Annotated in this window: 13 protein-coding genes; 6 read left to right on the forward strand and 7 right to left on the reverse strand. The window is 71.5% G+C overall.

What is annotated here, in order from left to right:
- The first annotated feature begins 34 nt into the window (after positions 1 to 34).
- From QMZ92_RS25910 to QMZ92_RS25920, 3 genes are all read left to right on the forward strand, one after another.
- A complete protein-coding gene (locus QMZ92_RS25910; RefSeq protein ID WP_283299898.1) occupies positions 35 to 1,348 on the forward strand; it encodes a M18 family aminopeptidase in 1,314 nt (437 codons plus the stop codon).
- Between the two features lie 110 nt (positions 1,349 to 1,458).
- The gene (locus QMZ92_RS25915) at positions 1,459 to 1,689 is read left to right on the forward strand and encodes a DUF6458 family protein (protein WP_138054122.1); all 231 of its coding nucleotides are present in this window, start codon (positions 1,459 to 1,461) and stop codon (positions 1,687 to 1,689) included.
- Positions 1,690 to 1,746: 57 nt separating this feature from the next.
- Positions 1,747 to 2,208 carry a hypothetical protein gene (locus QMZ92_RS25920; RefSeq protein ID WP_283299899.1) on the forward strand — a complete coding sequence of 154 codons (462 nt, stop codon included), beginning with the start codon at positions 1,747 to 1,749 and terminating at the stop codon, positions 2,206 to 2,208.
- Positions 2,209 to 2,254: 46 nt separating this feature from the next.
- On the opposite strand, the gene QMZ92_RS25925 is transcribed toward QMZ92_RS25920, so the two are convergent.
- Both QMZ92_RS25925 and QMZ92_RS25930 read right to left on the reverse strand, forming a co-directional pair.
- A complete protein-coding gene (locus QMZ92_RS25925) occupies positions 2,255 to 4,048 on the reverse strand; it encodes an NHL domain-containing thioredoxin family protein (RefSeq protein ID WP_283299900.1) in 1,794 nt (597 codons plus the stop codon).
- Positions 4,049 to 4,170: 122 nt separating this feature from the next.
- Positions 4,171 to 4,974: a carbon-nitrogen family hydrolase gene (locus QMZ92_RS25930; RefSeq protein WP_283299901.1), complete on the reverse strand. Its 804-nt coding sequence runs from the start codon at positions 4,972 to 4,974 to the stop codon at positions 4,171 to 4,173.
- A 165-nt stretch (positions 4,975 to 5,139) separates the two neighbouring features.
- Between QMZ92_RS25930 and QMZ92_RS25935 the strand changes: the two genes are divergently transcribed.
- Positions 5,140 to 5,964, forward strand: a complete 825-nt coding sequence (locus tag QMZ92_RS25935; protein WP_283299903.1) for a maleylpyruvate isomerase family mycothiol-dependent enzyme — start codon at positions 5,140 to 5,142, stop codon at positions 5,962 to 5,964.
- Between the two features lie 135 nt (positions 5,965 to 6,099).
- Here the strand turns inward: QMZ92_RS25935 and QMZ92_RS25940 are convergent, their stop codons facing one another.
- Together QMZ92_RS25940 and QMZ92_RS25945 are read right to left on the reverse strand one after the other, a co-directional pair.
- Positions 6,100 to 7,398 carry an MFS transporter gene (locus tag QMZ92_RS25940; RefSeq protein ID WP_283299904.1) on the reverse strand — a complete coding sequence of 433 codons (1,299 nt, stop codon included), beginning with the start codon at positions 7,396 to 7,398 and terminating at the stop codon, positions 6,100 to 6,102.
- Positions 7,395 to 8,048: a GntR family transcriptional regulator gene (locus QMZ92_RS25945; RefSeq protein WP_283299905.1), complete on the reverse strand. Its 654-nt coding sequence runs from the start codon at positions 8,046 to 8,048 to the stop codon at positions 7,395 to 7,397. The genes QMZ92_RS25940 and QMZ92_RS25945 overlap by 4 nt, the downstream gene beginning before the upstream one ends.
- Before the next feature lie 289 nt (positions 8,049 to 8,337).
- Here QMZ92_RS25945 and QMZ92_RS25950 point away from each other — a divergent pair, with 289 nt between their 5' ends.
- Positions 8,338 to 9,261 carry a D-alanyl-D-alanine carboxypeptidase family protein gene (locus QMZ92_RS25950; protein WP_283299912.1) on the forward strand — a complete coding sequence of 308 codons (924 nt, stop codon included), beginning with the start codon at positions 8,338 to 8,340 and terminating at the stop codon, positions 9,259 to 9,261.
- A 90-nt stretch (positions 9,262 to 9,351) separates the two neighbouring features.
- Here QMZ92_RS25950 and QMZ92_RS25955 read toward each other — a convergent pair whose 3' ends face one another.
- From QMZ92_RS25955 to pdhA, 3 genes are read right to left on the reverse strand one after another with little or no spacing between them, the layout of a single operon-like run.
- Positions 9,352 to 10,785, reverse strand: a complete 1,434-nt coding sequence (locus tag QMZ92_RS25955; protein WP_283299906.1) for a dihydrolipoamide acetyltransferase family protein — start codon at positions 10,783 to 10,785, stop codon at positions 9,352 to 9,354.
- Positions 10,786 to 10,795: 10 nt separating this feature from the next.
- On the reverse strand, positions 10,796 to 11,776 hold the full coding sequence (locus QMZ92_RS25960) for an alpha-ketoacid dehydrogenase subunit beta (protein ID WP_269729378.1): 981 nt from the start codon (positions 11,774 to 11,776) through the stop codon (positions 10,796 to 10,798).
- Positions 11,777 to 11,778: 2 nt separating this feature from the next.
- Complete coding sequence (pdhA, locus tag QMZ92_RS25965; RefSeq protein WP_283299907.1) at positions 11,779 to 12,945, reverse strand: pyruvate dehydrogenase (acetyl-transferring) E1 component subunit alpha; 1,167 nt, start codon at positions 12,943 to 12,945, stop codon at positions 11,779 to 11,781.
- A 322-nt stretch (positions 12,946 to 13,267) separates the two neighbouring features.
- Between pdhA and QMZ92_RS25970 the strand changes: the two genes are divergently transcribed.
- Positions 13,268 to 13,927 carry a response regulator gene (locus tag QMZ92_RS25970; protein ID WP_283299908.1) on the forward strand — a complete coding sequence of 220 codons (660 nt, stop codon included), beginning with the start codon at positions 13,268 to 13,270 and terminating at the stop codon, positions 13,925 to 13,927.
- Positions 13,928 to 14,151 lie beyond the last annotated feature (224 nt).

A 14,151-nucleotide genomic window follows, 5' to 3' on the forward strand; every position in this document is an offset into this window, starting at 1 on the left:
GGGCCCTCGGGGAACGCTCGTTAAGGTGAACACCATGAGCAGCCGTGCAGCCTCCCCGTCGCCCGCCGCCTTCGACCGCGACCACACCGAGGACATGATGTCCTTCCTGGCGGCGAGCCCCTCGCCCTACCACGCCGTGGCGAACGCCGCCGAGCGGCTGGACAAGGCCGGATTCCGGCGGGTCGAGGAGACCGACGCCTGGGACGGGACCAGCGGCGGCAAGTACGTGCTCCGGGGCGGCGCGATCATCGCCTGGTACGTGCCGGAGGGCGCACCGGCCCACACCCCCTTCCGCATCGTCGGTGCCCACACCGACTCCCCCAACCTCCGCGTCAAGCCCCAGCCGGACATGGGCGCGCACGGCTGGCGGCAGGTCGCCGTCGAGATCTACGGCGGACCGCTGCTCAACTCCTGGCTCGACCGCGACCTCGGCCTCGCCGGCCGGCTCACGCTGCGGGACGGCTCCACCCGCCTGGTGAACGTCGACCGGCCCCTGCTGCGCGTGCCCCAGCTCGCCATCCACATGGACCGTTCCATCTACGAGAAGGGGCTGCAGCTCGACAAGCAGAAGCACATGCAGCCCATCTGGGGCCTCGGCGACACCGTCAGGGAAGGCGACCTGATCTCCTTCCTGGAGGAGGAGAGCGGACTCGCACCCGGCGAGGTCACCGGCTGGGACCTGATGACCCACGCCCTCGAGGCCCCCGCGTTCCTGGGCCGGAACCGCGAACTCGTCGCCGGCCCGCGGATGGACAACCTGCTCTCCGTGCACGCCGGCACCGCGGCGCTCGCCGCCGTCTCCGACCGGGACGGCCTGGCGTACATCCCCGTCCTCGCCGCCTTCGACCACGAGGAGAACGGCTCCCAGGCCGACACCGGCGCGGACGGCCCGCTCCTCGGATCGGTGCTGGAGCGCTCGGTGTTCGCCCGCGGCGGCACCTACGAGGACCGCGCCCGGGCCTTCGCCGGCACCGTCTGCCTGTCCTCCGACACCGGCCACGCCGTGCACCCCAACTACGCGGAACGCCACGACCCCACGCACCACCCCCGCCCCAACCGCGGCCCCATCCTGAAGGTCAACGTCAACCAGCGGTACGCGACGGACGGCAGCGGCCGGGCCGTGTTCGCCGCCGCCTGCGAACGCGCAGGCGTGGAGTGGCAGACGTTCGTCTCCAACAACGCGATGCCGTGCGGCACGACGATCGGCCCGATCACCGCCGCCCGCCACGGGATCCGCACCGTCGACATCGGCGTCGCGATCCTCTCGATGCACAGCGCCCGCGAACTCTGCGGCGCGGACGACCCGTACCTGCTGGCCAACGCACTGGTTGCGTTCCTCGAAGGCTGACCCGCCCGGCCCTCCGCCCGAGTGCCGGCGGACGTCGTGCCGGCTCTCCCGCGTAGGTGTCGCCCGCCGGGGTACCCGGAGGTCCTGCATCGACACGGGAGGCGGAGATCATGGGCCTGGGAGGCTGCATCCTGCTGATCGGCGCGGGGGCGATTCTCACCTTCGCGACCGACTGGGAGACCGAGAGCGTCAACCTCGACCTGGTCGGGCTGATCATGATGGCGGTCGGCATCATCGGCGTCGCCACCTTCACCAGCATCGCGCGCCGCCGCCGGGCGGTCGTCCCCCCGGTCGCCCCGACCGTGGTGGAGGAGCCCCGGCACAGCGGCTACGAGCGCTGACGCTCCGACGGCCCGATCCCGCGTCGGCGGCGGCACGCCCCGGGCCGGTGTCCGTCGGTGTCCGCCGACGCTGACATCCGCGAAACACCGTGCCGGGCACGGTGTTTCGCATGGTTCTCCGGGACAGGGGACGGCCCTCGTGCACCATCGCGGTCCGTCCGGGAAGAAGCGCTCGCCGCCGTACTCACCGCGGCGGCCGCGGTCGTCGCCACGCTCGCCGGACTGCTGATCCACCAGTACAACGACCGTCCGCCATGGGCCGACGACGTCGCCTACAAAGGCGGCTACCTGCTCGCCAACCGCATCCGGAAAGCGGACGTCACCGGCGAGCGGACGAGGGAACTCCGCGGCGGGGGATGCGCCCGGCTGCTCCGGGCGGGCGCCGGCGCCCGCCGCGCCACCCACAACCCCGGGCTGTGGGTGGCCGTTGCCTCGACGCGGCGGCGGGGCGCGAACCCACCAAGCAGGGCCTGCTCCACTGACGCCCGCCCGCCGGGCCGCACCCCCGGTACCGGCTAGTGCTGTGACCGGAAGAGTTCACCGGCTCGCGACGCCCGGCACGGCACTAGGCGTCGTCCATGCCCGCGAGCACCAGCGGCAGCCGGGCCACCCCGTCCCGGGTCACCCGGACCGGAACACCCCAGTCCTGCTGGTGTACATGGCACGCCGGGTACGGGTTCGCGGGATCGTCGTCGCAGGAGGCCGCCATCGCCGACACATGCAGCACGCCCTCCGCCACCGCCGGACCCAGCTCCAGCTCCCGGAAGAGGTCGGTGCCCGCGCCCTCGCCCCCGGCCAGCAGCTCCGGCGGGGTGGACGACACCAGCAGCCGGGTCGACGGGCCGTAGCGGGTGTCGAGCTTCTGCCCCTCGGGGGCCTGGAAGACCACGTCGAGCCGCAGCGTCCCCGGTGCCACCTCGGTGGCAGCACGCTGAGTACGGTGCGCCACGGCCTCGACGCGGACGGCCTCCTCGGGCAGCCGCAGCCGCGTCAGCCGGTGCCGCGCCGACTCCACGACGACGATCTCCTCGCCGTCCAGCACCGCGCCGGACGGCTCGCGCAGATCGGTCGCGAGAGTCGTCACCTCGTCCGCCGCCGGATCGTAGCGACGGAGCGCGTGGTTGTACGTGTCGGACACCGCCACCGAGCCGTCGGGCAGCGCGGTGACGCCCAACGGGTGCTGGAGCAGGGCCTGTCCGGCAGCCCCGTCGCGGTGACCGAAGTCGAACAGGCCCGTGCCGACGGCGGTGTGCACGACGCCGTCGGTGCCGATCCAGCGCAGCGCGGACGTCTCCGAGTCCGCGATCCACAGCCGGTCCTCGGCAGCGGCCAGCCCGGACGGCTGCGCGAACCACGCCTCGGCGGCCGGCCCGTCCACCAGACCCTCGTTGGTCGTGCCGGCGGCCACCGCGACCGTGCCGCTCTCCGGGTCGTACGTCCACAGCTGGTGGACGCCGGCCATCGCGATCCACACCCTGCCCTGCCACCAGGCCACGTCCCACGGCGAGGACAGGTCCACCTCCAGCGCCGGACCCGACGTCGGCGCCCCCTGCCACCACTGCCGCCCCGTCCCCGCGACCCGCTCGATCACGCCGGTCCCGGGATCGAACGTCCGCAGCGCGTGGTTCACGGTGTCGGCGACGACCACCTTCCCGGACGGCAGCAGCGTGAGCCCCTGGGGCTCCCGGAAGTCGCCGTCGCCGATCCGGCGTACGACGGTCTCCCCGTCCGCCTCCAGCTCGACGAGCTGGTGCCGGGTCGAGTCGGAGACCAGGAAGCGCCCGGAGGGCAGCCGCACGGCCTTTCCCGGGAAACGCAGATCCGTGGCGACCGGCTCCGGTGGCACATACGGCCCGTCCCCGCGCCGCAGCGTCCCCTTCGCCTCGTGCTCGACCTCCAGCTGCTCCACGAGGCGCTCGATGGCGTGCGCGTGGCCCTCACCGGCGTGCTGGGCGACGACGTACCCCTCGGGGTCGATCACCACGAGCGTCGGCCAGGCCCGTACCGCGTACTGCTTCCAGGTCGCGAGTTCGGGGTCGTCGAGGACCGGGTGGTGCACCTCGTACCGTTCGACGGCGTCGACGACGGCCCGGTGCTCGGCCTCGTGAGCGAACTTCGGCGAGTGGACGCCGACGATCACCGTGGTGTCGCGGTGCTTCTCCTCGAGCTCGCGCAGCTCGTCCAGGACGTGCAGACAGTTGATGCAGCAGAATGTCCAGAAGTCGAGAATGGTGATACGTCCTCGCAGGTCGGCGAGGGTCAGCTCGTTGCCTCCGGTGTTCAGCCAGCCGCCCCTGCCGATCAGCTCGGGGGCACGGACACGGGCACGTCGGCGGGGCGCGGGGGAAGCGGCGGTCATGCGTTCAAGGGTGCCACTTCCGGAGTGCGCACCTCCGGCCGGTCCGAGGCCGGCCCGGCGGGTACCGCCCCTTCCCGGGACGCCGGGCCGCGGCGGGGCGGAGAGGGACGGTACCCGGAGCGTCAGGCCCCGGGTCCCGAGGGCGGTGCCAGGCCCAGGCGGCGGTCCTTGAGGGCCGGGAACTGGTCACGGGTCGCGGCGGGCCTCTTCGGGTCGAGGTCGGCCGTGAGGACCTGCTCCCCGCCGCCCGCCTCGGCGAGGACCTCGCCCCAGGGGTCGACGACGATGCTGTGGCCCGCCTGCTCCACGCCCGAGTGGGTACCGGCGGTGCCGCAGGCGAGGACGTACGCCTGGTTCTCGACGGCGCGGGCCCGCGCCAGGAGGGTCCAGTGGGCACGGCGCCGCTCGGGCCAGCCGGCGGGGACGACGAGGACGTCGGCTCCGGCGTCGACCAGGCCGCGGAAGAGCTCCGGAAAGCGCAGGTCGTAGCAGGTGCCGAGGCCGAGGGTCACCTCGGGGAGCCGTACGGTCACCAGCTCCTCGCCCGCGGCCATCATCACGGCCTCGCCCTTGTCGAAGCCGAAGCGGTGGATCTTCCGGTAGACGCCCGCGAGGCGGCCCTCGGGGGTGAGGACGAGCGAGGTGTTGAAGAGGCGCCCGTCGGGGGCCCGTTCGACGACGGACCCGGCGTGCAGCCAGACGCCCGCGTCGGCGGCCGCCTTCGCCATGAGCCGGCACGTGGGCCCGTCCAGCGTCTCGGCCTCCGCCTCGAAGGCCTCGTACGCGAAGGCCCCGACGGGCCAGAGTTCGGGGAGGACGACGAGGTCGGATCCGCGCTGTTCCCGGACCAGTTCGGCCGCTCGGTTGCGGCGGGAATCCACCGATTCGTCCTGGTCTACTGCGATCTGGATGAGTGAGGCGCGCACACTACCACCGTCCTGGCATTCGAGCCGTCAACACGGACCTACGATCGTCACACGAAAGCACTGCCGGGGTGCCCAAGGGCAGCGTACTGTTCTCTCCCGGGGGTCACCCCCAGGACCCCCGGCAGCCGCCTGCACCCAGCCCGCGCACGACCGCCGAGGGGTTCCGTGACCGTCCATCCCAGTCTCCAGACCTACGCCGACGCCTGGGCCCACTCCGTCGAAGCCATATCCGAGCTGGTGCAGCCGCTCGCCGAGGGCGAGTGGAACCGCGCGACGCCGTGCCCCGGCTGGTCGGTGCGCGACATCGTGTCGCACGTGATCGGCATGGAGTGCGAGATGCTCGGTGATCCCCGGCCGATCCACACGCTGCCACGCGATCTCTACCATGTGCGCAGCGAGTTCGCCCGCTACATGGAGATGCAGGTCGATGTGCGCCGCCACCACACGGCGCCGGAGATGACCGCGGAGCTCGAGTACACGATCATCCGGCGGAACCGGCAGTTGCGGAACGAGAACCGTGCGCCCGACACGCTGGTTCGCGCCCCGCTGGGCGCGGAGCAGACGCTGGAACTGGCCTACCGGATGCGGGCGTTCGACATCTGGGTGCACGAACAGGACCTGCGCGCCGCGTTGAACAGGCCGGGCAACCTCGACTCCCCCGGCGCGCTGGTCGCCCGTGACAACTTCCTCGCGGTGCTGCCGAGGGTCGTCGCCAAGGACGCCGGCGCCCCGCCGCATTCGGCGGTGGTCTTCGACGTGCACGGTCCGGTGGAGTTCCTGCGTACGGTGCGGGTCGACGCGGACGGACGCGGCACCATCGACGGCGCGCCCTCGCTGGGCCCGGCCGCGACGCTGGCACTGGACTGGGAGACGTACTTCCGGCTGGCGGCCGGACGGGTCAGGCCCGCGGCCGTCGCGGACCGGATCAAGATCGAGGGGGACACCGACCTCGCGAGGGCGATCCTGGACTCGTTCGCGGTGACGCCGTAGCGGGTGGCGTCCCGGGCCGTGTGCCCCGGGCTCGGGCCGCCGTGCCCCGGGCCGCCCGTCGGCGGTGCACGCTCGGGGACGCCGTGGACGCCGTGGACGGCGTGCCGCGTACGCCCCGGCGTGCACCCGTGCGACTCACACCGGGACGTGCACCGTCTCGACCCGGCTCGACACCAGCCGCTCTCTTTCCCGTCGCACCGTGCGCGCCCGCAGCCTCAGGATCTGCGTCACGCCCAGCGCCTCGAGGACGAAGACGGACGAGAACGCGATCCGGTAGTCGCCGCCGGTCGCGTCCAGCAGTACGCCCACCGCCAGCAGCGTGGTCATGGAGGCCACGAAGCCGCCCATGTTGACGATCCCGGACGCCGTCCCCTGGCGGTCCGGCGGGTTGGCGGGCCGGGCGAAGTCGAAGCCGATCATCGACGCGGGTCCGCATGCGCCGAGGACCGCGCACAGGGTGATGAGCAGCCACATCGGGGCCGGGCCCGGTTGGGCGAGGGAGGCGGCCCACACCGTGGCGGTCGCCCCGACCGTGCCGAGGGCGAGCGGCGCCCGTGCGGCGTGGTGCCGGGCGACGATCTGGCCGTAGACCAGTCCCACCACCATGTTGGAGACGACCACGAGGGTGAGCAGCCCGCCCGCGGTCTCCCGGGGGAGCCGCTGGGCCTCGACGAGGAACGGCAGCCCCCACAGCAGCAGGAACACCATCGCGGGGAACTGGGTGGTGAAGTGCACCCACAGCCCGAGACGGGTGCCGGGCTCGCGCCAGGAGAGGGCGATCTGCCGACGGACGAAGGCCGCCCCGGCGTGCTCGGCGGGTGGCGGTTCCCAGCCTTCGGGATGGTCCTTGAGGAAGAGGAGGAGCAGGACGAGGACGACCGCTCCGGCCGCGGCGCTGCCCGCGAACGTCGCGGTCCAGCCGAGGCCGTCCAGCATCCGGGAGACCACGATCGTGGAGACGAGGTTGCCCGCCATGCCGAACAGGGCCGCGACCTGGGCGACGAACGGTCCCCGGCGGGCGGGGAACCAGCGGGAGCCGAGCCGCAGCACGCTGATAAAGGTCATCGCGTCGCCGCAGCCGAGGAGGGCCCGTGCGCCGAGGGCCGTGCCGTAGGAGGGGGAGAGCGCGAAGCCGAGCTGTCCCGCGGTGAAGAGGACGACGCCGATGGTCAGCACCCTCTTGGTGCCGAGCCGGTCGACCATGAGGCCGACGGGTATCTGCATGCCCGCGTAGACGAGCAGTTGGAGTATGGAGAACGTCGACAGTGCGGACGCGTTGACGTCGAAGCGGTCGGCGGCGTCGAGTCCGGCGACGCCCAGCGACGTACGGAAGATGACGGCGACGAAGTAGACGGAGACGCCGATGCCCCAGACGAGGGCGGCCCGGCGTCCGCCCGGGGGATCACCGGGCAGTGCGGCGGACTCCCGGCTCATCGCTCCTCACCCCGGACCAGCACCTTGACCCAGCCCAGGTGCTGGTGCACACAGGCCGCGGCCCGCTCGGTGTCACCGGCCTTGATGGCGTCCAGCATCTCGGCGTGCTCGGCGACGTTCTTGGCGATGCGGTCGGGGTGCGAGTGCATGACGGCGACCCCCATCCGCAACTGGCGGTCGCGCAACTGGTCGTAGAGGCGGGAGAGGATCTCGTTCCCGGCGTTCCGGACGATCTCCGCGTGGAAGCAGCGGTCGGTGACGGCGACCTGGGCGAGGTCGCCGGACTCGGCGCGCCGCTTCTGCTCCTCGAGCAGTTCCTCCAGGCGCTCGATCAGCCGGGGCGGGGCGGGTACGGCCCGGCGGACGGCGAACTCCTCCACCAGCAGCCGGGTTTCGACGACGTCGGCGATCTCTTGTGCGGAGACGGCGAGGACGAGCGCGCCCTTCTTCGGGTAGAGCTTGAGCAGCCCTTCCATCTCCAGCTTGAGGAGCGCCTCGCGGACGGGGGTGCGGGAGACCCCGACGGCCTCGGCGAGTTCGCCCTCGGTGAGGAGGGTGCCGCCCTCGTAGCGGCGGTCGAGGACGGCCTGCTTGATGTGGGCGTAGACGCGGTCGGCGGCAGGGGGCTGTCTCACGGGGGCGGCGGGCATGCGCACAGCATAGATACAACAGGTGTGCATCAGTAGCGCGTGTCCGCCATTCAGGACGGCCCGGGGCACGGGACCGGACGCGAACGCGGGCGCGTGCACCGCCCCGGGGAGGGGGCCGCCGGGGAAGCCTGGCCGAAACGCGCGTCACACCCCGTGCATCCATTCGCGCCCCTCACGTGTCTTGTATCGGGATCGTCCTTTCTCCAGATCCCCAATTGACTGTGAAAGCCAGGCTTTCGACGCATACGCGACTATCGGAGCGTTTCCTTTGAAAACCAGTCACAAGGGCCTGCGCCGCGCCGCCACCGTCGCTCTCGCGGGTGGTCTGCTGCTGACGGCCTCGCCCCTGGCCGCCCCCGCACAGGCGGCCACGCCGATCCCGTCCATCACCGCCAAGGGCGGATTCCTGCTGGACCAGGCGGACGGCAAGCCGGTCTACGGCAAGGCCAACAACACGCGCCGCCAGATGGCGAGCACGACGAAGCTGGTGACGGCCATCACGGTCCTCACCATCCCGGGCGTCGACCTGAACAAGAAGGTCACGGTCAAGGCGGAGTACCGCAACTACGTCGCCCGCGAGGGCGCCAGCACCGCTGACCTGCGCACCGGTGACAAGCTGACCGTCCGCCAACTGCTGTCCGGGCTGATGCTGCCGTCCGGCTGCGACGCCGCGTACGCCCTCGCCGACACCTTCGGCACGGGCACGACGACCTCGGCCCGCACGAAGTCCTTCATCGGCAAGATGAACGCGAAGGCCAAGCAGCTCGGCCTGGTCAACACCAAGTTCGACTCGTTCGACGGCATCTCCACGACCGGGAACAACTACACGACCCCGTGGGACCTGGCGAAGCTGGCCCGTCACGCCATGAGCAGCTCCGTCTTCCGCGACGTCGTCAAGCCCACGTCCTACAAGGCCCCGGCCACGACCAGCACCGGCGGCACCCGCACGTACACCTGGTACAACACCAACAAGCTGCTGGGCTCCTACAACGGCGCCATCGGTGTGAAGACCGGTACGGGCACGGCGGCGGGCCCCTGCCTCGTCTTCGCCGCGACGCGCAACGGCAAGACCTACACCGGTGTCGTCCTGGCCTCGTCCACCGGCGACAACCGCTTCAAGGACGCGGCGAAGCTGCTCGACTTCGGCTTCGCCTCCACCAGCGCCCGCTCGATGGAGCTGCGTCCGCTCCCGGCCGGCGCCCAGCGCGACTGATCGACGCGCTCGCCGACCGACGGGAAGGTCCCGGGACGCGGTGGCGTCCCGGGACCTTCCTCGTGCGGTGTCGCGTGGTGAACCGGCCGGTCAGGCCCAGGTGATGAGCCTCTTCGGCTGCTCCAGCACGGCGGCGACGTCCGCCAGGACCTTGGAGCCCAGTTCGCCGTCGACCAGTCGGTGGTCGAAGGAGAGCGCGAGCGTGGTGACCTGGCGCGGCTTGATCTTGCCCTTGTGGACCCACGGCTGCAGCTTGATCGCACCGACCGCGAGGATGGCCGACTCACCGGGGTTGAGGATCGGCGTGCCGGTGTCGACCCCGAAGACGCCCACGTTGGTGATCGTCACCGTGCCGCCCTGCATGGCGGCCGGGGTCGTCTTCCCCTCACGGGCTGTGGACACCAGCTCGCCGAGGGCCCCGGCGAGCTGCGGCAGGGTCTTGTCGTGCGCGTCCTTGATGTTCGGCACGATCAGACCGCGCGGGGTGGCCGCGGCGATGCCCAGGTTGACGTAGTGCTTGAGCACGATCTCCTGGTTCGCCTCGTCCCAGGCGGCGTTGACCTCCGGGTTGCGCCTGATCGCGACCAGCAGCGCCTTGGCGACGAGCAGCAGGGGGTTCACCCGCAGCCCGGCCATGTCCTTGTCGGACTTCAGCTCCTCGACCAGCTTCATCGTGCGCGTGACGTCGACCGTGATGAACTCGGTGACGTGCGGCGCGGTGAAGGCGGAGCCGACCATCGCCGCGGCGGTGGCCTTCCGGACGCCCTTGATCGGGATCCGGGTCTCGCGGGCGCCGGCGGCCGCCGCGCCGGAAGGCACCGCAGCGGTCTCCGCGGCCACGGGCTCGGGCGCCGCGGCGGGCGCGGGTGCCTCGGCCGGGGCCACGGCAGCACGGACGTCGTCGCGGGTGATGATCCCGTCGGGGCCGCTCGGCACGACCGTGGCGAGGTCCACCCCGAGGTCCTTGGCCAGCTTGCGGACCGGGGGCTTGGCCAGCGGGCGGGGCGCCGCGGTCCCGTGACCGTTCAGCTCGGCCTGCCCGGCCGCCTTGGCCTCGGCCCGCGCGGCCGGCTGGGCCTGCCCGGGCACCGAGGTGCCCTTGCGCGGACGGCGCTTGGTGGAGGACTCGGCCACGCCGTAGCCGACCAGCACGGGCTGGCGGCCGGTGGGCTTGTCCTTCGCCTCGGCCTCCGGCTCGGCTGCCGCGACCGTGGGCTCGGTGGCCGCCGGCGGCGGCTCCTCGGCCGGGCCGGAGCCCGGCGCCACGTCCACGGTGATGATCGCGGTGCCGACGTCCACGGTGGTGCCCTCGTCGAAGCGGAGCTCGTGCACCACTCCGTCGTACGGGATGGGCAGCTCCACCGCGGCCTTGGCGGTCTCGACCTCGCACACGACCTGGCCGTCGGTGACGGTGTCGCCGGGCTGGACGTACCACTTGAGGATCTCGGCCTCGGTGAGTCCCTCGCCCACGTCGGGCATCTTGAACTCGCGGAAGCGGGCGGAAGCGTCAGTCATCGTCGTCACGACCCTCTCCTCAGTACGCCAGCGAGCGGTCGACGGCGTCGAGCACCCGGTCCAGTCCCGGAAGGTACTCCTCCTCCAGCCGGGCCGGCGGGTACGGAGCGTGGAATCCGCCGACCCGCAGGACCGGCGCCTCCAGGTGGTAGAAGCACCGCTCCGTGATGCGGGCGGCGATCTCCGCACCCGAGCCGTAGAACACCGGGGCCTCGTGGACGACGACCAGCCGGCCCGTCCTCTCCACCGACCGCTGCACGGCGTCGAAGTCGATCGGGGACATCGAGCGCAGGTCCAGGACCTCGACCGACTTGCCCTCCTCCTCGGCGGCCGCGGCGGCCTCCAGGCAGACCTTCACCATCGGGCCGTAGGCGGCGAGGGTGATGTCCGTGCCGGCACGGGCGACGCGGGCGGCGTGCAGCGGGTCCGGGATGGACTCGGTGTCGACCTCGCCCTTGTCCCAGTAGCGCCGCTTGGGCTCGAAGAAGATCACCGGGTCGTCGCTCTGGATGGCCTGCTGGAGCATCCAGTAGCCGTCGGCCGCGTTCGACGGCGAGACGACCTTGAGACCGGCCACATGGGCGAACAGCGCCTCGGGCGACTCGGAGTGGTGCTCGACCGCGCCGATGCCGCCGCCGTAGGGGATGCGGACGACGACCGGCAGCTTGACCTTGCCGAGCGCGCGGGCGTGCATCTTCGCGAGCTGCGTGACGATCTGGTCGTACGCGGGGAAGACGAAACCGTCGAACTGGATCTCGACGACCGGGCGGTAGCCGCGCAGGGCGAGACCGATCGCGGTGCCGACGATGCCGGACTCGGCGAGCGGGGTGTCGATGACCCGCTCCTCGCCGAAGTCCTTCTGGAGCCCGTCGGTGATGCGGAAGACTCCGCCGAGCTTGCCCACGTCCTCGCCCATGACGAGGACCTTGGGGTCGGTGTCGAGAGCCTTCCGCAGCGACTCGTTGAGCGCCTTGGCGAGCGACATCTTCTCTACGGCCATGGCTACTTGCCCTCCTGCGGCGCGTCGGCGAACGACGCCTGGTACGCGGCGAACTGCGCGCGCTCCTCGTCGACGAGGGCGTGCCCGTCGGCGTAGACGTGGTCGAACATGGCCATGTCGTCCGGGTCGGGCATGGCGCGCACCGCCTCGCGGACGCGCTTGGCGAGCGCGTCGCTCTCCGCGTCGAGCTCGGTGAAGAAGGCCTCGTCGGCGTGGCCCTGCGCGGCCAGGTACTTCCGGAGACGCAGGATCGGGTCCTTGGCCTCCCAGGCCACCCGCTCGTCGTCGTGGCGGTAGCGGGTGGGGTCGTCGGAGGTGGTGTGGGCACCCATGCGGTAGGTGAACGCCTCGACCAGCGTCGGGCCCTCGCCCCGGCGGGCACGCTCCAGCGCGGACCGGGTCACGGCCAGGCACGCGAGCACGTCGTTGCCGTCGACGCGGACTCCGGGGAAGCCGTAGCCCTGGGCACGCTGGTAGAGCGGCACCCGGGTCTGGCGCTCGGTGGGCTCGGAGATCGCCCACTGGTTGTTCTGGCAGAAGAACACGACCGGGGCGTTGTAGACCGCGGAGAAGGTGAACGACTCCGCCACGTCGCCCTGGCTGGAGGCACCGTCGCCGAAGTACGCGATCACCGCGGAGTCGGCGCCGTCCTTGGCGACGCCCATCGCGTAGCCGGTGGCGTGCAGCGTCTGCGAGCCGATGACGATCGTGTACAGGTGGAAGTTGTTGCTGTTCGGGTCCCAGCCGCCGTGGTTCACGCCGCGGAACATCCCGAGCAGATTCGTCGGGTCGACCCCGCGGCACCAGGCGACGCCGTGCTCGCGGTAGGTCGGGAAGACGTAGTCGTCGTCGCGCAGGGCGCGGCCGGAGCCGATCTGGGCGGCTTCCTGGCCGAGCAGCGAGGCCCACAGGCCCAGCTCGCCCTGGCGCTGCAGCGCCGTGGCCTCGGCGTCGAAACGGCGGGTGAGGACCATGTCCCGGTAGAGCCCGCGGAGCTCGTCGGGGCCGAGGTCGGCGACATAGCGGTCGTAGTCCGGGTGCTCGACCCGCTCACCCTCGGGCGTCAGCAGCTGTACGAGCTGGGGCTCGGAACCCGTTGGCTTCTTCGCTGCGCTGACGCGCTTACTGCTGCGGCGCGGTTTGCGCGCGGCAGTGTTCTCCACGGTCACGTGCGTGCTCCTCCGTCTGTCCGGCTCCCGGGGTCCGCCGGGGTCCAGTGCGGCTCGCCTGTCTCCCTACGGTGCACGGGGTGGGTGCGGCTCGGCCGGGAACAGGCGTGACAGGTGCCCCGGCGAGCGCCTGCCAAAGGCACGTTACCCAGTGGGGCGCATTCCTGCGAAACCCCATTTGACCTGCGATTTTGCTTGGATTTCCAAGTAAATCGAGAAATACGGGAACAACCACTGGTCACAGCCTTGCCGGCTGCCGGAACACGGGCACGTTATCCCGGTCGCCCCGGCATGGGAAGAGTGAGTATGTGAGACTTGGGCCGTGCACGAAGAAGGAAAAATCACCGTATTCCTGGTGGATGACCACGAGGTCGTGCGTCGCGGCGTGTACGAGCTGCTCTCCGTCGAGGACGACATCGAGGTCGTCGGTGAGGCCGGTACGGCGGCAGATGCCCTGGTCAGGATCCCTGTGGTGCGCCCCGATGTGGCGATCCTCGATGTGCACCTCCCCGACGGAAGCGGGATCGAGGTCTGCCGGGAGGTCCGGTCGCGGAACGAGGACATCAAATGTCTGATGCTCACCTCGCACGCGGACGACGAGGCCCTCTTCGACGCGATCATGGCTGGGGCCTCCGGCTACGTCCTGAAGGCGATCCGCGGCGCCGAGCTGCTGACGGCGGTGCGGGACGTGGCGGCGGGCAGGTCCCTGCTCGACCCGGCCGCCACCGCGCGCGTCCTCGAGCGACTGCGGGACGGGAACGCCCCCAAGACCGACGACAGACTGGCGAGCCTGACCGATCAGGAGCGCAGGATCCTGGACCTGATCGGCGAGGGGCTGACCAACCGGGCCATCGGCGAACGGCTGCACCTGGCGGAGAAGACCATCAAGAACTACGTCTCCGGTCTGCTGTCGAAGCTGGGCATGGAACGGCGTTCCCAGGCCGCCGCGTACGTGGCACGGCTCCGGGCCGAACGGCACTGAGGCGCCCGTACACCCAGAGCGCGGGATTCCACCCGGTCGGCGCGAAGCCGTCCGGGTGAGGAACCTCCGGGCGCCGGGCAAGCACCCGTGTGCGGGGGGGGGTGCCTCTATGTCCTTCGTCAAGCCCGAGGTGGTCATGCGGCGGCTGCCTCGGGGACGCGTGACTCGTAGAAGGTGCCGTCGCGGAGCATGGCGAACAGGACGCTGATGCGGTGGCGAGCGAG

The sequence above is a fragment of the Streptomyces sp. HNM0645 genome (assembly GCF_030056615.1).
Taxonomy (GTDB): Bacteria; Actinomycetota; Actinomycetes; order Streptomycetales; family Streptomycetaceae; genus Streptomyces; species Streptomyces marianii.

Excerpts from the sequence above, each read along its gene's own strand:
- QMZ92_RS25910 (WP_283299898.1), top strand. The coding sequence starts at position 35 with ATGAGCAGCCGTGCAGCCTCCCCGTCGCCCGCCGCCTTCGACCGCGAC.
- QMZ92_RS25915 (WP_138054122.1), top strand. The coding sequence starts at position 1,459 with ATGGGCCTGGGAGGCTGCATCCTGCTGATCGGCGCGGGGGCGATTCTC.
- QMZ92_RS25925 (WP_283299900.1), bottom strand. The coding sequence starts at position 4,048 with ATGACCGCCGCTTCCCCCGCGCCCCGCCGACGTGCCCGTGTCCGTGCC.
- QMZ92_RS25940 (WP_283299904.1), bottom strand. The coding sequence starts at position 7,398 with ATGAGCCGGGAGTCCGCCGCACTGCCCGGTGATCCCCCGGGCGGACGC.
- QMZ92_RS25945 (WP_283299905.1), bottom strand. The coding sequence starts at position 8,048 with ATGCCCGCCGCCCCCGTGAGACAGCCCCCTGCCGCCGACCGCGTCTAC.
- QMZ92_RS25960 (WP_269729378.1), bottom strand. The coding sequence starts at position 11,776 with ATGGCCGTAGAGAAGATGTCGCTCGCCAAGGCGCTCAACGAGTCGCTG.